This window comes from Citrobacter sp. wls718 (assembly GCF_005280945.1).
Classification (GTDB): Bacteria; Pseudomonadota; Gammaproteobacteria; order Enterobacterales; family Enterobacteriaceae; genus Citrobacter; species Citrobacter gillenii.
The window spans coordinates 6,587-29,353 of the sequence record NZ_SZWV01000069.1; the positions used below are offsets into that span (position 1 = coordinate 6,587).

Sequence of the window (22,767 nt, forward strand, 5' to 3'; positions counted from 1 at the left end):
ATTGAGGGTTGCAGTGGCATGCCCGTTGCCGGGCGGGTACATCGATGAAACTTAGCCTTTCACACCGCCTGCCGTCAGGCCGTTAACCAGCCAGCGCTGGGCCAGCAGGAACACCAGGGTGATCGGAATAGCAGAAAGCACGGCTGCAGCGGCAAAGTCGCCCCACAAATAGTTCTGTGGATTGAGATACTGCTGCATACCGACTGCCAGGGTATAGCTGTTCACATCACGCAATAACAGTGAGGCGACCGGGACTTCGGTAATTGCGGCGATGAACGACAGAATGAACACCACCGCCAGAATCGGCACCGACAACGGCAACAGCACCAGGCGGAATGCCTGCCACGGCGTTGCGCCATCCAGCGCGGCCGCTTCTTCCAGTGAACCGTCGATGGTTTCGAAATACCCCTTGATTGTCCAGACGTGCAGCGCAATGCCGCCAAGGTAGGCGAAGATCACGCCACCGTGGGTGTTCAGACCGATAAACGGAATGTACTGGCCCAGACGGTCAAACAAGGCATATAACGCCACCAGCGACAGTACTGCCGGGAACATCTGGAAAATCAGCATGCCTTTCAGCAACGTGGCTTTACCTGGGAAGCGCATGCGGGCGAAGGCGTAAGCACAGGTGGTGGAGAGGGTCACGATACCGATCGCGGTAATGGTGGCCACTTTCACCGAGTTCCACAGCCACAGCAGCACCGGGAACGGAGGCGGCGTCACGCGGCCATCCGCGTGTTCCACGTTAAAGCCCAGCGCCAGTTTCCAGTGTTCCCAGGAGATATTTTCCGGGATCAGACTGCCGGTGGCGAAGTTACCTTCGCGCAGCGAGATGGCAATGACCATCAGCAGCGGGAACATAATTGCCGCGATAAAAATCAGCAGACCTAAGTGCGTTGCGAATAAACGTAACTTTTGTGATTTCGGTTGGACCATAGCCATTGTCGTTATCTCCCTTAATCAAACTTCATACGTGTGGCTTTCAGGTTCACAATCGCCAGCGCGCCAACCAGCAGGAAGATCAGGGTGGCTATTGCCGCCGCCAGACCGAAGTCCTGACCGCCGCCGCCTTCAAAGGCGATACGGTAGGTGTAACTGACGAGCAGGTCGGTATAACCGGCTGGCGTGGTGGTACCGAGTCGGTCCGGACCACCGTTGGTCAACAGCTGAATCAGCACGAAGTTGTTAAAGTTAAAGGCAAAGCTGGCGATCATCAGCGGCGTCAGCGGCTTGATCAGCAACGGCAGCGTAATCTTAAAGAAGTTCTGGAATGGGCCAGCGCCATCCATTGCCGAGGCTTCATACAGATCGTCGGGAATCGCCTTCAGCAGCCCCATGCACAGGATCATCATGTACGGATAGCCCAGCCAGGTGTTGACGATGATAATCATCGAACGCGCGGTGGTTGGGTCGCTGAACCAGGCCGGCTTGATGCCGAACAGCGCGCTCAACATCATGTTGATTTCACCGAAGCTCTGGTTAAATAACCCCTTGAAAATCAGTATCGAGATAAACGACGGCACGGCGTAAGGCAGAATCAGCAGCACGCGATAAATTGCTTTGCCTTTCAGCGATTCCCATTGCACCAGACAGGCCAGAATCATACCGACGGCAACGGTCAGGATGACGGTGAGCACCGAGAAGACAACGGTCCAGATAAAGATCGCGAAGAACGGTTTCTGAATGCCTTCATCGGTAAAGACGCGGGTGAAGTTATCCCAGCCGATGGCGACGGTATAGCCTGGGCTGAGTTTATCTGTACCCCAGCTACCGTCTAGCGCGAGTGACTGGTAGTAACCAATATCGTTATTGGCACGGTATTTTACGCCGCTCTGATTGTTGGTGAGCGTGCCGTCATCAGCAAGCGTATACAGCGGCTGCGTACCAGAGAACTGGCGCAGCGAGCTCATAATCACCTTGCTGTCATCCGGCAGCACGGCGGTCAGTTGGGTCAGCGCCTGGCGGTTTTGCGTGATGATACGCAGCGTGGCACGTTCACCTGCTGGCAGCGCTTCGGCTTCTTTCAGTTGTAGTTTCTGCTCGCCGCCAAATTTAAAGGCGTCGGAGACATAATTTTTACCTGTTTCACCGTCGATGAGGGCCAGTTGCCACTCCGTACCCGCCGGATACAGACCAAAGTTGTAGGTTTTACCCGCCTGATAAGAACGGTCCATCAGGACTTCCTGGGCGCGTTCAAAGGTCAGTTGGTTGGTACTGCTGTAGTTGGTAAAGGCAATCGCAATGGTGCAAATGAGTGGGAACAGAACAAATAACCCCATACCAGCCACGCCAGGATAGACATAGCGCCAGGCATAGGCTTTACGGTTGGCGAAAATATACAGGCCAGCAGAGCTTAAAATAAGCGTCATGATGGCAAACAGGTACTCCCCCTGAGCGTACATCAAAACAACAAGGTAGCCCACCAGCAGACCCAGCAGACCCATCACTGACCATTTCAGCGTGTCGCTTTGCCACCAGTATTTCTTTTTAATGACATCCATGGGGATCTTCCTCTTTACACTTTATCCTTCACGCTACCTCTTTGTTGGCTGCGAATGCGCACCCCAGTCACTGACTTTTGTCAGCTCCTGGGGATTTGCATCCTTGCCGCCTCGATGTAGCGCGAATGATTTCGTGTAACAACGTATTCAATAAACCTGATTCCCTAAGAAATAAGGGAAACCGTATTACTTGGTGATACGACCTTGTGCATCTTTCAGCGCAGCATCAACGGTTTGACGACCGCTGGCGGCGTTGATCACTGCGGTACGAACGGCATACCAGAATGCAGACATCTGCGGGATGTTCGGCATGATTTCGCCTTTCTCGGCGTTACCCATGGTGGCCGCGATACGTGGATCTTTCGCTAACTCTTCCTGGAAGGATTTCAGCGCGACGGCACCCAGCGGTTTGTCCTTGTTCACTTCATCCAGACCCTGATCGGTCAGCAGGTAGTTTTCGAGGAACTCTTTCGCCAGTTCTTTGTTCGGGCTGGCGGCGTTAATACCGGCGCTCAGTACGCCGACAAAAGGTTTAGACGCTTTGCCTTTGAAGGTTGGCAGCAGCGTTACGCCGTAGTTCACCTTGCTCTTATCGATGTTCGACCAGGCCCACGGACCGTTGATGGTCATCGCGGTATCGCCTTTGTTAAAGGCCGCTTCAGCGATGGAGTAGTCGGTATCCGCGTTCATGTGTTTGTTCTTAATCAGGTCAACCAGGAAGGTCAGACCCGCTTTCGCGCCAGCGTTATCCACGCCCACGTCTTTGACGTCGTATTTGCCGTTTTCAAACTTGAACGCGTATCCGCCGTCGGCAGCAATCAGCGGCCAGGTGAAGTACGGTTCTTGCAGGTTGAACATCAGGGCAGATTTGCCTTTCGCCTTCAGCTCTTTATCCAGTGCAGGAATTTCTTCCCAGGTTTTCGGTGGGTTTGGCACGAGGTCTTTGTTGTAAATCAGCGACAGTGCTTCAACGGCGATCGGGTAGGCGATCAGTTTACCGTTGTAACGTACGGCATCCCAAGTGAACGGGAACAGTTTGTCCTGGAACGCTTTGTCTGGCGTAACTTCAGCCAACAGACCCGATTGCGCGTAGCCGCCAAAACGGTCATGTGCCCAGAAGATGATGTCCGGGCCGTCACCGGTCGCGGCAACCTGCGGGAATTTTTCTTCCAGCTTATCCGGATGTTCAATGGTGACTTTGATGCCGGTGTCTTTCTCGAATTTTTTACCCACTTCAGCGAGGCCGTTATAGCCTTTGTCGCCGTTGATCCAGATAACCAGTTTGCCCTCTTCAATCTTGGCGAGAGCCGAGGCGGAAAACATCATCGTCGTCAATGCAGACAATGCGAGGATGCGTGCGCCGGTTTTGATTTTCATATTCCCCATCCTTTTTGGTGATGTGCGCTTGGATACACAGAGGTGGCTTAACGGTGTCTAGTTTCTTTATACGGCAACCTCTTTCCATCCTCCTTACCCCTACGCCCCACCCATTCTTTATGTGATCTGTGTTACAGAAATGTGAGTAATGCGTGCTGGCGCACATAAAAACCCACTGATTTTTGCGGGCGACATCACGAAATTCCTTGGCGGCGTACGGCCCGGGTCTCAGACGCGACTCTCTCATCCTCCCGCCTCCTCCCCCATAAAAAAGCTGGGGGGTGGAGGATTCACGCTCCTAATGGATAACGCATAGTCAGCCCATGATGAATGTTGCTGTCGATGACAGGTTGTAACGAAGGGAGAAGGGCATGGCGAGCGTACAGCTGCGAAATGTAACGAAAGCCTGGGGTGACGTGGTGGTATCGAAGGATATCAATCTCGACATTCACGAAGGAGAGTTCGTGGTATTTGTCGGACCGTCAGGCTGCGGTAAGTCGACCTTGCTGCGTATGATCGCCGGGCTGGAAACCATCACCAGCGGCGACCTGTTTATCGGGGACACCCGAATGAACGACATCCCGCCCGCCGAACGCGGCGTGGGTATGGTCTTCCAGTCCTACGCGCTGTATCCCCATTTATCCGTCGCCGAGAACATGTCTTTCGGTCTCAAACTGGCCGGTGCCAAAAAAGACGTCATGAACCAGCGTGTGAATCAGGTCGCTGAAGTCCTGCAGCTGGCGCACCTGCTTGAGCGTAAGCCAAAAGCACTCTCTGGCGGTCAGCGTCAACGCGTGGCGATTGGCCGTACGCTGGTGGCTGAACCGCGCGTGTTCCTGCTCGATGAACCGCTTTCTAACCTGGATGCAGCACTGCGTGTGCAGATGCGTATTGAAATCTCCCGCCTGCATAAACGTCTGGGCCGCACGATGATTTACGTCACCCACGATCAGGTCGAAGCGATGACGCTGGCTGACAAAATCGTGGTGCTGGATGCGGGCCGCGTCGCGCAGGTCGGCAAGCCGCTGGAGCTGTACCACTACCCAGCCGACCGCTTTGTGGCGGGCTTTATTGGTTCACCGAAGATGAACTTCCTGCCGGTGAAAGTCACCGCAACCGCAATCGACCAAGTACAGGTTGAATTACCTAACCGCCAGCAAATCTGGCTACCGGTAGAAAGCCGTGCCGTGCAGGTTGGCGCCAACATGTCCTTAGGTATTCGCCCGGAACATCTGCTGCCCAGCGATATCGCTGACGTCACCCTCGAAGGTGAAGTTCAGGTGGTTGAGCAGTTGGGCCACGAAACGCAAATTCATATCCAGATCCCCGCCATCCGTCAAAACCTGGTGTACCGCCAGAATGACGTGGTGTTGGTAGAAGAGGGTGCCACATTCGCTATCGGCCTGCCGCCAGAGCGTTGCCATCTGTTCCGTGAAGATGGCACTGCATGTCGTCGGTTGCATCAAGAGCCGGGCGTTTAAGGTGTCCCATTAAAAAAAAGCGCAAATCCGTCAAGGTGAAGCGTTCAAAGAAAAGCAATGATCTCAGGAGATAGAATGATGATTACTCTGCGCAAACTCCCTCTGGCGGTTGCTGTAGCAGCAGGCATTATGTCTGTTCAGGCAATGGCCGTGGATTTCCATGGTTATGCTCGTTCCGGTATCGGCTGGACGGGTAGTGGCGGCGAACAACAGTGTTTCCAGGCAACCGGTGCACAAAGTAAATACCGTCTCGGTAACGAATGTGAAACCTATGCGGAAATTAAACTGGGTCAGGAAGTGTGGAAAGAGGGCGATAAGAGCTTCTACTTCGACACTAACGTCGCCTACTCCGTCGCACAGCAGAATGACTGGGAAGGAACTGACCCGGCATTCCGTGAAGCAAACGTGCAGGGTAAAAACCTGATTGAATGGCTGCCAGGTTCCACCATTTGGGCCGGTAAGCGCTTCTACCAGCGTCATGATGTGCACATGATCGACTTCTACTACTGGGATATTTCAGGTCCTGGTGCCGGTATTGAAAACATCGATCTGGGCTTCGGTAAACTGGCGCTGGCAGCGACCCGTTCTCAGGAAGCGGGCGGCTCTTACGCGTTCAGCAGCCAGAATATTTATGATCGTACCAAAGACACCGCCAACGACGTGTTCGACGTGCGTTTAGCGCAAATGGCGATTAACCCGGACGGTATGCTGGAACTGGGTGTGGACTACGGTCGTGCTAACACCACCGACGACTACAGCCTGGCAGATGGCGCATCAAAAGATGGCTGGATGTTCACCGCTGAACATACTCAGAGCATGCTGAAAGGCTATAACAAGTTTGTTGTTCAGTATGCGACAGATTCCATGACCACGCAGGGTAAAGGCCTGAACCAGGGCTCTTACGGTTCTTCTACGACAACCATTACCAATCCAGATGGTACTAAGACTAACTTCGCCAATAACGTGGTGAATAACAACGGTAGCCTGTTCCGCGTGCTGGACCACGGTGCTATCTCGCTGGGCGATAAATGGGACCTGATGTACGTCGGTATGTACCAGAACCTCGACATGGATAACGACCTGGGTACCGAATGGTACACCGTGGGTATCCGTCCGATGTACAAATGGACGCCGATCATGAGTACCCTGCTGGAAGTGGGTTATGACAACGTGAAATCGCAGCAGACCAGCGATCGCAACAGCCAGTACAAAATTACCCTGGCGCAACAATGGCAGGCGGGCGACAGCATCTGGTCTCGTCCGGCAATCCGTGTCTTCGCAACCTATGCCAAATGGGATGAAGAGTGGGGCTACGTGAAAAATGGTAACGACGTTACCAAACTCGCGGCAGCAACCAACTCCGGTCTCAGCACCACCAGCCGTGGCGACAGCGATGAGTTCTCCTTCGGTGCCCAGATGGAAATCTGGTGGTAATCCAGCATTAACCTGACGTAAAGACCGAAAGAGGGGCGTAAGCCCCTCTTACTTAAGGTTTAGCGCGCTATTGCCTGGCCACCGCTGAACCCATGCTATCTGAGGTGATAACAATGAAAATGAAGAAAAGTCTCGTTGCCCTTTGTTTATCTGCAGGGTTATTTGCCAGTGCGCCCGGCATCAGCCTGGCCGATGTGAATTTTGTGCCGCAGAACACCACCGGCGCACCCGCAATCCCCACTGCCGCACTGCAACAATTAGCCTGGACGCCTGTTGATCAATCTAAGGTACAGTCCACGCAGCTTGCAACCGCCGGTCAGCGTCTGGACGTGGCGGGAATTAGCGGTCCGGTTGCCGCCTATAGCGTACCGGCCAATATTGGTGAGCTGACCCTGACGCTCTCCAGTGAAGTGAACAAACAAACCAGCGTATTTGCGCCAAACGTCCTGATTCTTGATCAGAACATGACGCCATCTGCTTTCTTCCCCAGCAGCTATTTCACCTATCAGGAGCCCGGCGTGATGAGCGCGGATCGCCTGGAAGGGGTCATGCGCCTGACGCCAGCGCTGGGCCAGCAGAAGCTCTATGTTCTGGTCTTCACCACCGAGAAAGATCTCCAGCAGACCACGACTCTGCTTGACCCGGCAAAAGCCTATGCCAAGGGCGTGGGTAACGCCGTGCCGGATATCCCGGATCCGATCGCCCGTCATACCACAGATGGCTTGCTGAAACTAAAAGTCAAAACCAGCTCCTCCTCCAGCGTGCTGGTCGGGCCGCTGTTTGGCTCATCCGGTCCGGGACCGGTGACGGTGGGCAACACTGCCGCACCAGCAGCGGCCTATGCGGCTCCGGCTGCGGTGGCAGCTGCCCCGGTCGCCGCACCAGCCCCGCAGAAAAGCGAGCCGATGCTGAACGACACGGAAAGCTATTTTAACCAGGCGATTAAGGATGCTGTGGCGAAAGGCGATGTCGATAAAGCGCTGAAGCTGCTTGATGAAGCTGAACGTCTGGGATCCAAATCTGCCCGTTCCACCTTTATCAGCAGTGTAAAAGGCAAGGGGTAACCGTCTCCCCACATTGCTGATTTTGCAACAACTGGTGCGTCTCCTGGCGCACCTTTTTTTATCCTTCCATGCTACTTGTTATGCTTGTGTTGCTCCGCCGATCACTTAATCATGTTTGCTCACCCCGTAATGCCTTTTCTGCGATACAATGCCTGAACGTGATAAATCGGAGAGTAAGGCATGCCACACCCTGCGTTAACGCAACTGCGTGCGCTGCGTTATTTTGATGCGATCCCGACGCTGGACCCCCAACTGCTTGACTGGTTGTTACTGGAAGACTCCATGACCCAACGTTTTGAGCAGCAGGGAAAGCAGGTCAGCGTAACGTTGATACGAGAAGGATTTGTTGGGCAAAATGAGGTGGCCGAAGAACTGACGCTGCTGCCGACAGAATCCCGCTATTGGTTACGTGAAATCCTGCTCTGCGCGGATGGTGAACCCTGGCTTGCCGGGCGCACCGTGGTGCCGGAATCGACATTGTGTGGCCCTGAACTGGCCTTGCAAAATCTGGGGAAAACCCCGCTCGGGCGCTACCTGTTTACGTCATCGACATTGACCCGAGATTTTATTGAGATTGGCCGCGATGCAGAGCTGTGGGGGCGTCGTTCCCGCCTGCGGCTGAGCGGTAAGCCACTGATGCTTACCGAGCTTTTTTTACCTGCATCGCCGTTGTACTGAGAGGAAGATAAAGATGGAGTGGAGTCTGACGCAGAATAAGCTGCTGGCGTTTCACCGCTTGATGCGTACGGATAAGCCAATCGGCGCCTTACTGCTGCTCTGGCCAACGCTGTGGGCGTTGTGGGTGGCGACCCCTGGGGTTCCGCAATTGTGGATCCTGGCGGTGTTTGTGGCTGGCGTCTGGTTAATGCGCGCCGCCGGATGCGTGGTGAATGATTACGCTGACCGCAAATTTGACGGTCATGTGAAACGCACCGCGAACCGACCGCTGCCAAGCGGTGCCGTGACGGAGAAAGAAGCCCGCACGTTGTTTGTTGTGCTGGTGCTGCTCGCCTTCCTGCTGGTCCTGACGCTCAACACGATGACCATTTTGTTGTCGATTGCCGCGTTGGCGCTGGCGTGGGTTTATCCCTTCATGAAGCGCTATACGCACCTGCCGCAGGTGGTGCTGGGTGCAGCGTTTGGCTGGTCTATCCCGATGGCGTTTGCCGCCGTGAGCGAGTCGGTGCCGCTCAGCTGCTGGTTGATGTTTCTGGCCAATATTCTCTGGGCAGTGGCTTATGACACCCAATATGCGATGGTCGACCGCGATGATGACCTGAAGATTGGCATTAAATCGACCGCTATCCTGTTCGGCCAAAACGACAAACTGATTATTGGTCTTCTGCAAGTGGGCGTACTGGTGCTGATGGCGCTGGTGGGCTGGCTGAACGGACTGGCGCTGGGCTATTACTGGTCTTTGCTGGTAGCAGGGGCGCTGTTTGTGTATCAGCAGAAGCTGATCGTTAACCGCGAGCGGGATGCCTGCTTTAAAGCATTTATGAATAACAACTACGTGGGCCTGGTGTTGTTCTTAGGCCTTGCGATGAGTTACTGGCATCTTTGAGTTTTAGTCTGCGATAAAAAAAAACCGGTCATTTCGACCGGTTTTTTCATGCTTACTCACCCTGAGTGGCGCTCTCGATGGTCAGACGGACATCCGACGTCACCAGTTCGGCCAGCATCTGGTAAATCTTCATCGTCTCTTCCGGCTCGGCATCTCCGGTGTCGCTGATGTAGCCTTCGTCACGCAGGGTCAGCACCAGGGAACTGAACACCGCTTTATCGAAGAATTCCGGTGCGTTGATACCGTGCAGTACGGAAAGACGTTGAGCGACGGTGCGGCTCTCTTTCTCCAGCGTACCGCGGTTGATCGACGGATTCGCGCTCAGCAGCCAGAAGGTGATGGCGTAGCGCTGCAGAGTCTCACGCGCACCTGCGGCCAGCAGCTGTAGCGTGCGGGAGCGTGCCGGGTTGATTTGCAGCTCATCGTTTTGCAACGTAATCAGACCCTGACGCTGCATTTCTCCAGCCAGTTCGTCGATCACCCCTGTAAGCTCATCGCGCTCCCAGCGCAGGAACAGCTCGGCTTTCAGCATCGGATACAGTGCATCAATATGTTGCTGCAATGCGACGCGTGAAATCCGGCGATGCTGAGTCACAATCGCCGCCATCAGTGACGGCAGTACCAGCATATGCGCAATATTGTTGCGGTAGTAAGTCATCAATACCGCCTGCTCGCGCGGCAGAATGATGATGTCACCGATGGTATCTTTCTCGACCTCAAACTTGTTCATCTGCAGGGCGTGATCGATAAGCTCACTGGCACTCTGCGTCGGAACCGTTGCATCTGATGCATACGGTACGTTACGCAGCAGGCTGAGGTAGCAATCAAGCTGCTCAGTTAACTGCTCGCGGGTCAGGGAACGCTGGCGGGATGCCAGTAGCGCGGTACAGCACAGGTTCATGGCGTTGGCCGCACCGGCGTTGTTAATGCGCACCATCAGATCGGCGGCAATGTTATTGACCGTCGGCGTCAGCCAGGCAGGGCGAATCGACTCGATAGGATCGATAGACTCACGCCACTCCGGCACGTGCTGATTGAGGTAGGTCATCAATGGCATCGGTTCGCCAAAGTTGACGTAGCCCTGACCCAGATTACGCAGCTTGCTTAAGCCACGCAGCATCTGCGGCAGGCTCTCTTTCTCTTTTGTCGCGCCACGCAGTTCTTTCGCGTAGGTGCCGACTTCCATCACGTGCTCGTAGCCAATGTAAATCGGCACCAGGGTGATAGGACGCGTACCGCCGCGCAGCATTGCCTGGATGGTCATCGACAGCGTGCCGGTTTTCGGATCCAGCAAACGACCGGTACGTGAGCGCCCACCTTCGACAAAGTACTCAACCGAATAACCGCGGCTGAACAACTCGCCGAGGTATTCGCGGAAGACGGTGGAATAGAGCTTATTGCCCTTGAAGGTACGACGAATAAAGAACGCACCCAGGCGGCGGAAAATCGGGCCAGCCGGCCAGAAGTTCAGGTTGATCCCGGCCGCAATGTGCGGAGGAACCAGCCCCTGGTGATACAGAACGTACGACAGCAGCATGTAATCCATATGGCTGCGGTGGCAGGGGACATAGACAATTTCATGCCCGTCGTGCGCCAGTTGGCGAACGCGTTCTGCATTGTGAACGTTAATACCCTGATACAGTCGGTTCCAGGTGAATCCCAGAATACGGTCTGTCAGGCGGATCATCTCGTAGGAGAAGTTGGCGGCGATCTCTTCCATCAGCGCAATGGCATTTTGCTGCGCTTTTTCGTGGGAGATTTTTTTACTGCGGGCTTCATCTTCTACCGCACGGGCGATTGCTTTTGAGGCCAGCAGCTTATTAAACAGATCCTGGCGGGCAGGGAGGCGCGGGCCAACAGCGGCCAAACGCTGACGGGCAAAGTGCATACGCGCCACGCGCGCCAGTTTCTGGGCGATGATTTTATCCGTACCGTGTTCGTCTGCCATGCGGCGCAGAGAGACCGACGGCGAGAAACGGACAAAACTGTCGCGGCCGAGCCAGGAAACGGCGAAGAATTTCTGTACGCCGTTCAGCATGCGCAGCGGCGGGTTGACTTCACCTTTTTCGCGGCCAGGCGCGCGGCCAAACATCACCGAAACCGGCACCATCTGCACATCCAGGTCAGGATTGCTGCGATGCAGATCGAGATAGTTATGGAACAGCTTGATGGACTCTTCTTTTGGCGTGTAATAGGTGAACACACGCGGACCGCCGTGAATAAACACGTAGCGCGGCAGTAAAGTCCCGTCTATCTCCAGCGGTTCCAGGGGATCGGGAAGATCGTGCGCCAAACATTGGGCACGTAGCGTCAGCAAGTCTGCTTTTGAGTTGTACGGTAGGACGTACATAATGGGACGAGATGTATCGAGTCCCAACTCCGGGGCAGGTTCTGCCGGAATAGACTTGCTTTTTACCAGGACGCTTAATGGTAAATTCAGTAATTTGTAGTAAATTCGTGGCCAGCCGGACATAAACGATGTAAAGCCTCTGGTTAATAATGCAAATGCGCTGCAAGGATATCAGAAAGTTTAGTGAATTTCTGGTGTATCCCGTCATACTTCGCGCTGCTTTGCCACACCCTGAAACAAACGGGGTAACGTTACAATGACATTGACGCTAATAATGTAAAAAGGTTCTTTTGATGGCCAATAATACCACTGGATTCACCCGAATTATCAAAGCTGCTGGCTACTCGTGGAAAGGTTTTCGCGCCGCATGGATAAATGAAGCGGCATTTCGTCAGGAAAGCGTTGCCGTACTGCTGGGCGTCGCCATCGCCTGCTGGCTGGACGTCGACGCCATTACCCGTGTGTTGTTGATTGGTTCAGTAATGCTGGTGATGATCGTTGAAATCTTAAACAGCGCTATTGAAGCAGTGGTCGACCGTATTGGATCGGAGTATCACGAACTTTCCGGTCGAGCGAAAGATATGGGGTCTGCGGCTGTTCTGCTGTCTATTTTTGTCGCCCTGATCACCTGGGGCATCCTGTTGTGGTCCCATTTTCGATAAGGATTCCACAACTTCATAAATCTCCTGTTTTTTGTGCAGTTTGCGGTTCCAAAATCGCCTTTAGCTGTATATACTCACAGCATAACTGTATATACACCCAGGGGGCGGAATGAAAGCGTTAACGGCCAGGCAGCAAGAGGTGTTTGATCTCATTCGGGATCACATCAGCCAGACAGGTATGCCACCGACGCGTGCGGAGATCGCGCAGCGTTTGGGATTCCGTTCCCCAAACGCGGCTGAAGAACACCTTAAAGCGCTGGCGCGTAAAGGGGTGCTCGAAATCGTCTCTGGTGCATCGCGTGGTATTCGTCTGTTGCATGAAGAAGAGGTAGGATTACCGCTTGTAGGCCGCGTTGCTGCAGGTGAGCCGCTGCTGGCGCAACAGCACATCGAAGGCCACTATCAGGTTGATCCATCCCTGTTCAAACCTAATGCTGATTTCCTGCTGCGCGTCAGCGGTATGTCAATGAAAGACATTGGTATTATGGATGGCGATCTGCTGGCAGTGCATAAGACACAGGACGTGCGTAACGGCCAGGTGGTTGTTGCCCGCATTGATGATGAAGTGACGGTTAAACGCCTGAAAAAACAGGGCAATAAGGTCGAGCTTCTGCCAGAAAACAGCGAGTTCAAACCGATCGTTGTCGACCTGCGTGAGCAGAACTTCACCATTGAAGGACTGGCCGTCGGCGTTATCCGTAACGGTGAATGGCTGTAACGGTCTGTTGATTTCCTGTAGGCCGGATAAGACGTTTACGTCGTCATCCGGCAACGTGCCCGGTGGCACTCTGTTTACCGGGCCTATACGACTTTTTCCAGTATCTCTAACGTCTTCTCAGGCTCTCCTGTATGCCTTTTTTTACCTCCTCTGATAAAGCACTCTGGCACCTTGCCCTGCCAATGATTTTCTCCAATATCACCGTTCCCCTGCTGGGACTGGTGGACACGGCTGTGATTGGTCATCTGGATAGCCCGGTCTATTTGGGTGGTGTCGCCGTGGGGGCGACGGCAACCAGTTTTCTCTTTATGCTGCTGCTCTTTCTACGCATGAGTACCACCGGGCTGACGGCTCAGGCATTTGGCGCAAAAAATCCGCAGGCGTTGGCCCGTGCGCTGGTGCAGCCGCTGATTCTGGCTTTGGGGGCGGGGGCGGCAATTGCGCTATTTCGTACGCCGATTATCGATCTGGCGTTACACATCGTGGGGGGGAGCGAAGCGGTACTGGAACAGGCCCGGCGCTTCCTTGAAATCCGTTGGCTCAGCGCGCCTGCCTCGCTGGCGAACTTGGTACTGCTCGGCTGGCTGCTGGGCGTTCAGTACGCGCGAGCACCGGTGATCCTGTTGATTGTCGGCAATATCCTCAACATTGTGCTCGATATATGGCTGGTGATGGGGCTGCATATGAACGTGCAGGGCGCCGCGCTGGCGACGGTGATTGCCGAATATGCCACGTTGCTGATTGGCCTGCTGATGGTGCGCAAGGTTCTCCACCTGCGCGGTGTTTCGCTCATGATGCTGAAACAGGCATGGCGCGGAAACTTCCGCCGTCTGATGGCGCTTAACCGCGACATCATGCTGCGTTCGCTGTTGCTGCAGCTGTGTTTTGGTGCGATTACGGTACTCGGGGCGCGTCTCGGGGGCGATATTATTGCGGTCAACGCCGTTCTGATGACCCTGTTGACCTTCACCGCCTATGCGCTGGACGGATTTGCCTATGCCGTGGAAGCGCACTCTGGTCAGGCTTATGGTGCCCGGGATGGCAGCCAACTGTTGGATGTCTGGCGCGCGGCGTGTCGACAGTCGGGCATAGTGGCGATCCATTTTTCACTGGTCTATGCCCTGTTTGGCGAGCACATTATTGCGTCGTTGACCTCACTACCGCAGATTCAGCAACTGGCCGATCGTTACCTTATCTGGCAGGTGGTGTTACCACTGGTGGGCGTCTGGTGTTACCTGTTGGACGGCATGTTTATTGGCGCAACGCGTGCTGCGGAAATGCGTAACAGTATGGCCGTTGCCGCTGCAGGATTCGGCTTAACCTTATTCACGTTACCGCTGTTAGGCAACCACGGTTTGTGGCTGGCACTCGCCGTTTTTCTGGCGCTGCGCGGACTCTCGCTGGCTTTTATCTGGCAGCGTCACTGGCGAAATGGCACCTGGTTTTCCTGACTCGTATGGTTAAAAATTCCGAATAATAAATAGAACTCAGAATCACTGACTACACTTATTCTCACGTCCAGCAAAAACATAGCGTGTCTGGACGCAGCACTCTCGCTATTCACAACCTAACGATGAGGATTTGATGATGAATAAAGACGAAGTCGGTGGTAACTGGAAGCAGTTGAAAGGTAAAGTGAAAGAGCAATGGGGCAAACTGACCGATGATGATATGACGGTCATTGAAGGTAAGCGTGACCAGCTGGTGGGTAAAGTCCAGGAACGTTACGGTTATGCGAAAGATCAGGCGGAGAAAGAAGTGAAGGATTGGGAAACCCGCAACGACTACCGTTGGTAATTATCCCCTCCCGCCTGAATGTACAAGGATGTACGTTCTCTCGCTTAACGCCCGACCTTCTTTTTTACCTGAATCGTGTGATCATGCTGGCAGTCGCCAGGATGACGGCAGGCTTCAACTTCCACACAGACCTGACACAGTCCATGCGCTTCAATTACGTTATGACGTAGGGCAAAGCCCATTTTGGCCGCCAGCGTATGCATGATGTCTTCCACGCCCTCCGCACACTCTTCTTTCACCACGCCGCAGCGGTCACAAATGAACATCGCGGAGCTGTGGGTGGGCTGATCAAACAAATGGCAAAGCACGTAGCTGTTGGTGGATTCTACCTTGTGGACAAAACCTTGTTCGAGCAGAAAATCGAGCGCACGATAGACGGTAGGCGGTTTAGCCTGTGGTTCAGTTTCCCGTAATAAATCCAGCAGGTCATATGCGCTGATTGCCCCTTCCTGGAGGCTCATCAGGCGCAGCACTTCGAGGCGTTGCGGCGTGAGTCGCACGTTACGTTGCGCACAGAGTTTTTCAGCGTGAGCCAGCAACTCCTGCGTAGGGGTTCTTTCCATTTTTGCGCCTCGATTTGCGTGGAAGGTTAATCCCTTACTTTATCATGTTCTGCATAAAACGCCGAGATCAGCCGTGGTGTGCTATACCTGACGCATCGCAATACTGGAAAATATAAAATGAAAAGACCGGATTGTATTCGCCACTGGCGTGAGGTGGAGGGGGCTGACGACGCTACCTATCCCGGAAGTGATGAGCTGTTTTCTATCGGCGCACCGCTTGCTCGTAAGCTGGGCTTGGGTCGCCTCGGCATTCACCATGAACGCCTGCCTCCGGGCCGTCGCACCTCGTACCCTCACGCCGAAAGCGACGAAGAAGAGTTTATCTACGTGCTGGAAGGGTATCCGGAGGCCTGGATTAACGGCTATTTATGGAAGCTGGAACCGGGGGATAGCGTCGGATTTCCAGCGGGAACCGGCGTGTGTCACACCTTTATCAATAACACCAGTGAAGAGGTGCGACTGCTGGTCGTCGGCGAGGCAAATAAAAAATTCAACCGTATCTATTACCCACTGAATCCGGTGTATGCGGCCACGCGCGAGGATCGCTGGGTTGACCATCCACCACAGTTTTTTGGTTCCCACGACGGTAAACCCGGATCGAAATAGCATGAGGGGGGCCGTGACGATGTGGCTCACTATCGTCGCGGTCTATGCTATAGTGGCGCCCCTTTTTTAACCGGATGCTTAATTATTCGCCATGCTGCCTGAATCTCAGTCCACCGCTTTCCCTGCACATCGTTTTTCTATCGCGCCGATGCTCGACTGGACGGACAGACACTGCCGCTACTTTTTGCGCTTACTGTCCAGCCAGACGCTGCTCTATACGGAGATGGTAACCACCGGGGCAATCATTCATGGTAAAGGCGACTATCTGGCGTATAGCGACGAAGAGCATCCGATAGCCTTACAGCTTGGTGGTAGCGACCCGGCCGCGTTGGCACAGTGTGCGAAGCTGGCGGAAGCGCGGGGCTATGACGAGATAAACCTCAACGTGGGCTGTCCCTCTGATCGCGTACAAAACGGGATGTTTGGTGCCTGCCTGATGGGCAATGCGCAACTGGTTGCCGACTGCATCAAGGCGATGCGCGATGTGGTGTCAATTCCGGTGACGGTCAAAACCCGTATTGGCATTGATGACCAGGACAGCTACGAATTTCTGTGTGATTTCATCAACACGGTCTCCGGCAAAGGAGAATGTGAGATGTTTATCATTCATGCGCGCAAGGCCTGGTTGTCCGGGCTGAGCCCGAAAGAAAACCGTGAAATCCCACCGCTGGATTACGCCCGCGTGTACCAACTGAAGCGTGATTTCCCGCAGTTGACCATGTCGATCAACGGCGGCATTAAATCGCTGGAAGAGGCGAAAGCGCACCTTGAACATATGGATGGCGTGATGGTGGGACGTGAAGCCTATCAGAACCCCGGTATTCTGGCATCCGTGGATCGCGAAATTTTCGGTTCAACGGGTGCTGACGTGGACCCTGTTGCCGTGGTGCGCGCCATGTACCCGTATATTGAACGGGAACTGAGCCAGGGAACGTATCTGGGACATATTACCCGCCATATGCTGGGGCTGTTCCAGGGCATTCCGGGCGCGCGTCAGTGGCGTCGTTACCTGAGCGAAAATGCGCACAAAGCCGGTGCGGATATCAACGTGCTGGAACATGCGTTGAAGCTGGTGGCAGACAAACGTTAATTGTTCACCAAAAGTTAGTCAATTTCACCACGCCCTGCGCACTGACGCGGTGCTTTTTCTTTATAAATCAATCAATTAATTCTGGCATGATTTTTGTAATGGTTTAAGCAGAAATTCATTATGGGAGAGCATCATGCTGGAACTACTTTTTGTTATTGGCTTTTTTGTCATGCTGATGGTCACCGGCGTGTCGCTGCTGGGGATTCTGGCTGCGCTGATGGTGGCGACCGCCGTGATGTTCCTCGGCGGGATGTTTGCGCTGATGATAAAACTGCTGCCATGGCTGTTATTGGCTGTCGCCGTGGTGTGGGTTATCAAGGCCATAAAAGCGCCAAAAGTCCCGCACTATCAGCGCAATAACCGTCGATTTTACTAAGGTATTGAGCGGTACATCACAACCTGCAACATTGCCTTTAGAACCAAATAGGAATTGATTATTAAATCTGTCACTATTGCGCGGTTAACGAATTCATCGAGCTGTACCCTACATACAGCCGAACTAAAAAAGAAAGGGCTTCCTACGGGAAGCCCTAATTCTTTTCTTCCCCGTCATAATTCAAACCGCAGGCGTATTGGCTGCTTGAATTATTTAAGGGAGAAGTATCACGGGATCAGCAAACTCGACCCCTGCGTGGCCCGGCTTTCCAGTACTTCATGCGCCCGCTGGGCATCTTTTAACGCAAACGTCTGACCTTGCGCGATATCGACTTTAATCACGCCGCTGGCAATCAGTGAAAATAGCTCATTACTGGCTTCGGTCAATTCATGGCGGTTGGTGATGTAACCCTGCAGAGAAGGGCGTGTGGCGTACAGCGAGCCTTTCTGGTTCAGAATACCTAAGTTAACGCCGGTCACCGGCCCGGAAGAATTACCAAAACTCACCATCAATCCCCGGCGTTGCAGGCAGTCCAGCGAGGCTTCCCAGGTGTCTTTACCCACCGAGTCATAAACTACCCGGACTTTTTTACCGCCCGTAATTTCTTTAACCCGCTCGACAATGCTCTCTTCGCGATAGTTAATCACCTGCCACGCGCCGGCCTGTAATGCAATTTGCGCCTTTTGCGCAGTGCCGACGGTACCAATTAGCTTTGCCCCCAATGCTTTTGCCCACTGGCAGGCAATCAGACCAACGCCGCCTGCGGCGGCATGGAACAGAAACGGCTCGTCAGGCTGGATTTCATAGGTTTTACGCAACAGATAGAAAACGGTTAACCCTTTCAGGTAGGACGCGGCAGCCTGCTCAAACGAGATGGCATCCGGTAAAATGGCGGCTTTATCGGCGGGGACATTATGTACGGAACTGTAGGCGCCGAGCATTGACTGGGCGTAGACCACGCGATCGCCAACGCTGATGTGGGTTACTTTGCTACCGACTTTGCTGACCACGCCGGCCGCTTCGGTGCCGAGTCCGCTGGGCAGAGAAGGGGGCGGATACAGTCCGCTGCGGATGTAGGTATCGATATAATTGATGCCAATCGCTTTGTTTTCGACCTGGATTTCATGCTCGGTCGGATCAACGGGCGTAAAGTCCACAGCCTTCAGTACGTCAGGGCCGCCGTGCTTGTGAAATTCAATACGTGTTGCCATGCTTCCTCCAGAAATGTGGTAATCTTTCGACCCAATCATTATCTCGGTAACTCCATTCACTATGGCAGGAAATAAACCCTTCAACAAACAACAGACTGATGCTCGTGACCGCGATCTGCAGGTCGCCGGGCTGAAAGTACCGCCGCACTCGATTGAAGCGGAACAGTCGGTGTTGGGCGGTTTAATGCTGGATAACGAACGCTGGGACGATGTTGCCGAGCGTGTCGTCGCGGAGGATTTTTACACCCGACCGCACCGGCATATCTTCACCGAAATGCATCGTTTGCAGGAGATGGGCAAACCCATCGATCTGATAACCCTGGCCGAGTCGCTGGAAGTGCAGGGGCAACTCGACAGCGTCGGCGGTTTTGCCTATCTGGCTGAGTTATCTAAAAATACGCCAAGTGCGGCGAACATAAGCGCCTATGCGGATATCGTCCGCGAACGCGCCGTCGTGCGCGACATGATTTCGGTAGCCCACGAAATCGCGGAGGCCGGATTTGATCCGCAAGGGCGTTCCAGTGAAGATTTGCTGGATCTCGCGGAATCCCGCGTTTTTAAAATCGCCGAAAGCCGCGCCAATAAAGACGAAGGCCCGAAAAATATTACCGAAGTGCTCGACGCCACCGTCGCGCGCATCGAACAGCTGTTCCAGCAGCCGCATGACGGTGTAACCGGGGTGAATACCGGCTACGACGACCTCAACAAAAAGACTGCCGGTCTACAGCCGTCGGACCTGATTATCGTCGCCGCGCGTCCGTCGATGGGTAAAACGACGTTTGCAATGAACCTCGTCGAAAATGCGGCGATGTTGCAGGATAAGCCGGTACTTATCTTCAGTCTTGAAATGCCCTCCGAACAGATCATGATGCGTTGTCTGGCATCGCTGTCGCGCGTAGACCAGACTAAAATCCGTACCGGTCAGTTGGATGACGAAGACTGGGCGCGAATTTCCGGCACCATGGGGATCTTACTGGAGAAACGAAACATCTACATTGATGACTCCTCCGGCCTGACGCCCACGGAAGTGCGTTCGCGCGCACGCCGTATCGCCCGTGAACACGGCGGTATCGGACTGATTATGATCGACTACCTGCAGCTGATGCGGGTGCCGTCGCTCTCCGATAACCGTACGCTGGAAATTGCTGAAATTTCGCGCTCGCTGAAATCATTAGCAAAAGAACTGCATGTGCCGGTGGTGGCGCTGTCGCAGCTTAACCGCTCTCTGGAACAACGCGCCGACAAGCGTCCGGTCAACTCGGATCTCCGTGAATCGGGGTCTATCGAGCAGGATGCCGACTTAATCATGTTTATTTATCGTGACGAGGTTTATCACGAAAACAGCGACTTAAAAGGCATCGCGGAAATTATTATTGGTAAGCAACGTAACGGCCCAATCGGTACGGTGCGCCTGACGTTTAACGGCCAGTGGTCACGCTTCGATAATTATGCCGGACCACAGTATGACGATGAGTAACGCTCCGTCGTCCATTTATTAAGGAATTCAAATGCAAGCGGCAACTGTTGTCATTAACCGCCGCGCTCTGCGACACAACCTGCAACGTCTGCGTGAACTGGCACCTGCCAGTAAACTGGTTGCGGTGGTGAAAGCGAACGCTTACGGCCATGGTCTGTTAGAGACCGCGCGAACGCTCCCTGATGCGGACGCTTTTGGTGTCGCTCGTCTTGAAGAAGCTCTGCGACTGCGCGCGGGTGGGATCACGCAACCCATCCTGCTATTGGAGGGTTTTTTCGATGCCTCCGATCTGCCGACCATCTCCGCACAGCGGCTGCATACTGCCGTGCACAATGAGGAGCAGCTTGCGGCGCTGGAAGCGGCTGAACTGGCAGAACCCGTCACCGTCTGGATGAAGCTCGACACCGGGATGCACCGTCTGGGCGTACGTCCGGAGCAGGCTGAGGCGTTTTATCAACGCTTGACCCACTGTAAAAACGTGCGTCAGCCGGTCAACATCGTCAGCCACTTTGCCCGTGCAGACGAACCCGAATGTGGCGCGACGGAAAAGCAGCTCGATATCTTCAATCGTTTTTGTGAAGGCAAGCCGGGACAGCGTTCTATTGCCGCATCTGGCGGTATCCTGCTGTGGCCGCAGTCCCATTTCGACTGGGCGCGTCCGGGGCTAATTCTGTATGGCGTATCGCCGCTGGAGAATCATTCCGCCGGGACTGATTTTGGCTGCCAGCCGGTGATGTCGCTCACCTCCAGCCTGATCGCCGTGCGCGAGCACAAAGCGGGCGAACCTGTTGGCTATGGTGGAACGTGGGAAAGCGCGCGTGACACGCGCCTGGGTGTGGTGGCGATGGGCTATGGCGACGGGTATCCGCGTGCAGCGCCGTCCGGCACGCCGGTACTGGTCAATGGTCGGGAAGTGCCGATTGTTGGTCGTGTGGCAATGGACATGATCTGCGTTGATTTGGGACCAGAAGCGCAGGAAAAAGCCGGCGATCCGGTGATTCTGTGGGGCGATGGTCTGCCCGTTGAACGCATTGCTGAAATAACGAAAGTAAGTGCTTACGAACTTATCACGCGCCTGACATCAAGGGTAGCGATGAAGTACGTGGACTGAATCTGGCTGTCTGCCGGATAAAGCGGTTCTGCCGCCATCCGGCAATAATCCTCTCAACATCCTCTCGATCTTCTCCCGCTTCCGGTTTATTGTGTTCTTATCCCCTGTCTGTAAACCTGGAGAACCACCACGTGTTTCAAAAAGTTGACGCCTACGCCGGCGACCCGATTTTATCGCTCATGGAGCGCTTCAAGGAAGATTCACGTCGTGACAAAGTGAATCTCAGCATCGGTCTGTATTACAACGAAGACGGGATTATTCCTGAGCTTAAGGCAGTGGTAGAAGCAGAGGCAAGGCTCAATGCCAAGCCTCATGGGGCCTCGCTGTACCTGCCGATGGAAGGCCTGAACAGCTATCGCCAGACCGTTGGGCAACTGTTGTTTGGCGCGGAACATCCGATGCTTCAACAGAAGCGTGTGGCGACGATTCAGACAATGGGGGGATCCGGTGCGTTAAAAGTAGGTGCGGATTTCCTGAAGCGTTACTTCCCTGATTCTGGCGTCTGGGTCAGCGATCCGACATGGGAAAATCACATCGCGATTTTTGAAGGGGCTGGATTCGAAGTGAGTACTTACCCCTGGTATGACAACACGACTAACGGCGTGCGCGTCAACGACCTGCTGGCAACCTTGAACACCTTACCGGCTCGCAGCATTGTACTGTTGCATCCGTGCTGCCATAACCCGACCGGTGCGGACTTGACGCCCGCGCAGTGGGATGCGGTTATCGAGATTCTGCAAGCGCGCGATCTAATCCCTTTCCTTGATATTGCCTATCAGGGATTTGGCGCGGGAATGGAAGACGACGCCTATGCGATCCGTGCCATTGCCAGCGCTGGATTGCCTGCCCTGGTCAGCAACTCGTTCTCTAAAATTTTCTCTTTATACGGTGAGCGTGTCGGCGGCCTTTCCGTGGTGTGCGAAGACGCCGAGACTGCGGGTCGCGTGTTGGGGCAGTTAAAAGCCACGGTGCGTCGTAACTACTCCAGTCCACCTAACTTTGGTGCGCAGGTGGTTGCCGCCGTGCTGGGCGATGACGCGCTTAAAGCCAACTGGCTGGCGGAAGTAGAAGCGATGCGTACCCGCATCCTGGCGATGCGTCAGGAATTGGTCAATGTTCTCCATGCCGAGATACCGGGCCGTAACTTTGACTACCTTCTGCAACAGCGCGGTATGTTCAGCTATACCGGGTTGAGTGCCGCCCAGGTCGATCGCCTGCGTGATGAATTCGGGGTTTACCTGATCGCCAGCGGCCGCATGTGCGTCGCCGGGTTGAATTACGGTAACGTCCAGCGTGTGGCAAAAGCGTTTGCTGCTGTCATGTAACCGGATTTGTCATTTCTCGCACAGTGTTGCCGGATGGCGGCGTAACGCCTTATCCGGCCT

The 22,767-nt window shown here is 54.3% G+C and carries 21 protein-coding genes; 15 read left to right on the forward strand and 6 right to left on the reverse strand.

Features of this window, described 5'->3' with window-relative positions:
* Positions 1–51: 51 nt before the first annotated feature.
* The 3 genes from malG to malE form a co-directional block, all read right to left on the reverse strand.
* The gene (malG, locus tag FDW95_RS13945; RefSeq protein ID WP_115259710.1) at positions 52–942 is read right to left on the reverse strand and encodes a maltose ABC transporter permease MalG; all 891 of its coding nucleotides are present in this window, start codon (positions 940–942) and stop codon (positions 52–54) included.
* Positions 943–956: 14 nt separating this feature from the next.
* Entirely contained in the window at positions 957–2,501 is a 1,545-nt protein-coding gene (malF, locus tag FDW95_RS13950) for a maltose ABC transporter permease MalF (protein WP_115259709.1), read from the reverse strand.
* Positions 2,502–2,687: 186 nt separating this feature from the next.
* Positions 2,688–3,878 (reverse strand): maltose/maltodextrin ABC transporter substrate-binding protein MalE, encoded by a 1,191-nt coding sequence (gene malE, locus FDW95_RS13955; protein ID WP_096758727.1) that lies wholly within the window; start codon positions 3,876–3,878, stop codon positions 2,688–2,690.
* A gap of 371 nt (positions 3,879–4,249) precedes the next feature.
* Here malE and malK point away from each other — a divergent pair, with 371 nt between their 5' ends.
* From malK to ubiA, 5 genes are all read left to right on the forward strand, one after another.
* A complete protein-coding gene (malK, locus tag FDW95_RS13965) occupies positions 4,250–5,359 on the forward strand; it encodes a maltose/maltodextrin ABC transporter ATP-binding protein MalK (RefSeq protein WP_096758726.1) in 1,110 nt (369 codons plus the stop codon).
* A gap of 75 nt (positions 5,360–5,434) precedes the next feature.
* Positions 5,435–6,793 (forward strand): maltoporin, encoded by a 1,359-nt coding sequence (locus FDW95_RS13970; protein ID WP_115259708.1) that lies wholly within the window; start codon positions 5,435–5,437, stop codon positions 6,791–6,793.
* 113 nt (positions 6,794–6,906) lie between these two features.
* Complete coding sequence (malM, locus tag FDW95_RS13975) at positions 6,907–7,857, forward strand: maltose operon protein MalM (RefSeq protein WP_115259707.1); 951 nt, start codon at positions 6,907–6,909, stop codon at positions 7,855–7,857.
* 180 nt (positions 7,858–8,037) lie between these two features.
* On the forward strand, positions 8,038–8,535 hold the full coding sequence (gene ubiC, locus FDW95_RS13980) for a chorismate lyase (protein ID WP_096758723.1): 498 nt from the start codon (positions 8,038–8,040) through the stop codon (positions 8,533–8,535).
* A gap of 13 nt (positions 8,536–8,548) precedes the next feature.
* Positions 8,549–9,421: a 4-hydroxybenzoate octaprenyltransferase gene (gene ubiA / locus FDW95_RS13985; protein WP_096758722.1), complete on the forward strand. Its 873-nt coding sequence runs from the start codon at positions 8,549–8,551 to the stop codon at positions 9,419–9,421.
* Positions 9,422–9,473: 52 nt separating this feature from the next.
* Here the strand turns inward: ubiA and plsB are convergent, their stop codons facing one another.
* Positions 9,474–11,894 (reverse strand): glycerol-3-phosphate 1-O-acyltransferase PlsB, encoded by a 2,421-nt coding sequence (plsB, locus tag FDW95_RS13990; RefSeq protein WP_115259706.1) that lies wholly within the window; start codon positions 11,892–11,894, stop codon positions 9,474–9,476.
* 170 nt (positions 11,895–12,064) lie between these two features.
* On the opposite strand from plsB, the gene FDW95_RS13995 reads away from it, so the two are divergent.
* The 4 genes from FDW95_RS13995 (at position 12,065) to FDW95_RS14010 (ending at position 14,948) form a co-directional block, all read left to right on the forward strand.
* Positions 12,065–12,433, forward strand: coding sequence for a diacylglycerol kinase (locus FDW95_RS13995; protein ID WP_045438520.1), 369 nt, complete (start codon positions 12,065–12,067; stop codon positions 12,431–12,433).
* A gap of 109 nt (positions 12,434–12,542) precedes the next feature.
* A complete protein-coding gene (gene lexA / locus FDW95_RS14000; protein ID WP_096758720.1) occupies positions 12,543–13,151 on the forward strand; it encodes a transcriptional repressor LexA in 609 nt (202 codons plus the stop codon).
* A 131-nt stretch (positions 13,152–13,282) separates the two neighbouring features.
* Entirely contained in the window at positions 13,283–14,602 is a 1,320-nt protein-coding gene (gene dinF, locus FDW95_RS14005; RefSeq protein WP_115259705.1) for an MATE family efflux transporter DinF, read from the forward strand.
* A 136-nt stretch (positions 14,603–14,738) separates the two neighbouring features.
* Positions 14,739–14,948: a CsbD family protein gene (locus FDW95_RS14010; protein WP_096758718.1), complete on the forward strand. Its 210-nt coding sequence runs from the start codon at positions 14,739–14,741 to the stop codon at positions 14,946–14,948.
* 44 nt (positions 14,949–14,992) lie between these two features.
* Here the strand turns inward: FDW95_RS14010 and zur are convergent, their stop codons facing one another.
* Entirely contained in the window at positions 14,993–15,511 is a 519-nt protein-coding gene (gene zur, locus FDW95_RS14015) for a zinc uptake transcriptional repressor Zur (protein ID WP_096758717.1), read from the reverse strand.
* Between the two features lie 117 nt (positions 15,512–15,628).
* On the opposite strand from zur, the gene FDW95_RS14020 reads away from it, so the two are divergent.
* From FDW95_RS14020 to pspG, 3 genes are all read left to right on the forward strand, one after another.
* Entirely contained in the window at positions 15,629–16,117 is a 489-nt protein-coding gene (locus tag FDW95_RS14020) for a cupin domain-containing protein (RefSeq protein ID WP_115259704.1), read from the forward strand.
* Positions 16,118–16,208: 91 nt separating this feature from the next.
* Positions 16,209–17,207: a tRNA dihydrouridine(20/20a) synthase DusA gene (gene dusA / locus FDW95_RS14025; protein WP_096758715.1), complete on the forward strand. Its 999-nt coding sequence runs from the start codon at positions 16,209–16,211 to the stop codon at positions 17,205–17,207.
* 133 nt (positions 17,208–17,340) lie between these two features.
* The gene (gene pspG, locus FDW95_RS14030; protein WP_096758714.1) at positions 17,341–17,583 is read left to right on the forward strand and encodes an envelope stress response protein PspG; all 243 of its coding nucleotides are present in this window, start codon (positions 17,341–17,343) and stop codon (positions 17,581–17,583) included.
* A 227-nt stretch (positions 17,584–17,810) separates the two neighbouring features.
* Here pspG and FDW95_RS14035 read toward each other — a convergent pair whose 3' ends face one another.
* Positions 17,811–18,794 (reverse strand): quinone oxidoreductase, encoded by a 984-nt coding sequence (locus FDW95_RS14035; RefSeq protein ID WP_115259703.1) that lies wholly within the window; start codon positions 18,792–18,794, stop codon positions 17,811–17,813.
* A 61-nt stretch (positions 18,795–18,855) separates the two neighbouring features.
* Here FDW95_RS14035 and dnaB point away from each other — a divergent pair, with 61 nt between their 5' ends.
* The 3 genes from dnaB to tyrB all read left to right on the forward strand — a co-directional run bounded on the left by dnaB (position 18,856) and on the right by tyrB (position 22,707).
* Positions 18,856–20,271, forward strand: coding sequence for a replicative DNA helicase (dnaB, locus tag FDW95_RS14040; protein WP_096758712.1), 1,416 nt, complete (start codon positions 18,856–18,858; stop codon positions 20,269–20,271).
* 31 nt (positions 20,272–20,302) lie between these two features.
* Positions 20,303–21,382 (forward strand): alanine racemase, encoded by a 1,080-nt coding sequence (alr, locus tag FDW95_RS14045; RefSeq protein WP_115259702.1) that lies wholly within the window; start codon positions 20,303–20,305, stop codon positions 21,380–21,382.
* 131 nt (positions 21,383–21,513) lie between these two features.
* Positions 21,514–22,707 carry an aromatic amino acid transaminase gene (gene tyrB / locus FDW95_RS14050; RefSeq protein WP_137363533.1) on the forward strand — a complete coding sequence of 398 codons (1,194 nt, stop codon included), beginning with the start codon at positions 21,514–21,516 and terminating at the stop codon, positions 22,705–22,707.
* Positions 22,708–22,767: the final 60 nt, after the last annotated feature.

What these genes read in the sequence shown, in the direction of transcription:
- pspG (WP_096758714.1), top strand. Translation starts at nt 17,341, where the DNA reads ATGCTGGAACTACTTTTTGTTATTGGCTTTTTTGTCATGCTGATGGTC.
- plsB (WP_115259706.1), bottom strand. Translation starts at nt 11,894, where the DNA reads ATGTCCGGCTGGCCACGAATTTACTACAAATTACTGAATTTACCATTA.
- lexA (WP_096758720.1), top strand. Translation starts at nt 12,543, where the DNA reads ATGAAAGCGTTAACGGCCAGGCAGCAAGAGGTGTTTGATCTCATTCGG.
- FDW95_RS14035 (WP_115259703.1), bottom strand. Translation starts at nt 18,794, where the DNA reads ATGGCAACACGTATTGAATTTCACAAGCACGGCGGCCCTGACGTACTG.
- dinF (WP_115259705.1), top strand. Translation starts at nt 13,283, where the DNA reads ATGCCTTTTTTTACCTCCTCTGATAAAGCACTCTGGCACCTTGCCCTG.
- FDW95_RS14020 (WP_115259704.1), top strand. Translation starts at nt 15,629, where the DNA reads ATGAAAAGACCGGATTGTATTCGCCACTGGCGTGAGGTGGAGGGGGCT.
- zur (WP_096758717.1), bottom strand. Translation starts at nt 15,511, where the DNA reads ATGGAAAGAACCCCTACGCAGGAGTTGCTGGCTCACGCTGAAAAACTC.
- FDW95_RS13970 (WP_115259708.1), top strand. Translation starts at nt 5,435, where the DNA reads ATGATGATTACTCTGCGCAAACTCCCTCTGGCGGTTGCTGTAGCAGCA.
- malF (WP_115259709.1), bottom strand. Translation starts at nt 2,501, where the DNA reads ATGGATGTCATTAAAAAGAAATACTGGTGGCAAAGCGACACGCTGAAA.
- ubiC (WP_096758723.1), top strand. Translation starts at nt 8,038, where the DNA reads ATGCCACACCCTGCGTTAACGCAACTGCGTGCGCTGCGTTATTTTGAT.
- alr (WP_115259702.1), top strand. Translation starts at nt 20,303, where the DNA reads ATGCAAGCGGCAACTGTTGTCATTAACCGCCGCGCTCTGCGACACAAC.
- dusA (WP_096758715.1), top strand. Translation starts at nt 16,209, where the DNA reads ATGCTGCCTGAATCTCAGTCCACCGCTTTCCCTGCACATCGTTTTTCT.
- ubiA (WP_096758722.1), top strand. Translation starts at nt 8,549, where the DNA reads ATGGAGTGGAGTCTGACGCAGAATAAGCTGCTGGCGTTTCACCGCTTG.
- malE (WP_096758727.1), bottom strand. Translation starts at nt 3,878, where the DNA reads ATGAAAATCAAAACCGGCGCACGCATCCTCGCATTGTCTGCATTGACG.
- malM (WP_115259707.1), top strand. Translation starts at nt 6,907, where the DNA reads ATGAAAATGAAGAAAAGTCTCGTTGCCCTTTGTTTATCTGCAGGGTTA.
- malG (WP_115259710.1), bottom strand. Translation starts at nt 942, where the DNA reads ATGGCTATGGTCCAACCGAAATCACAAAAGTTACGTTTATTCGCAACG.
- dnaB (WP_096758712.1), top strand. Translation starts at nt 18,856, where the DNA reads ATGGCAGGAAATAAACCCTTCAACAAACAACAGACTGATGCTCGTGAC.
- malK (WP_096758726.1), top strand. Translation starts at nt 4,250, where the DNA reads ATGGCGAGCGTACAGCTGCGAAATGTAACGAAAGCCTGGGGTGACGTG.
- FDW95_RS14010 (WP_096758718.1), top strand. Translation starts at nt 14,739, where the DNA reads ATGAATAAAGACGAAGTCGGTGGTAACTGGAAGCAGTTGAAAGGTAAA.
- FDW95_RS13995 (WP_045438520.1), top strand. Translation starts at nt 12,065, where the DNA reads ATGGCCAATAATACCACTGGATTCACCCGAATTATCAAAGCTGCTGGC.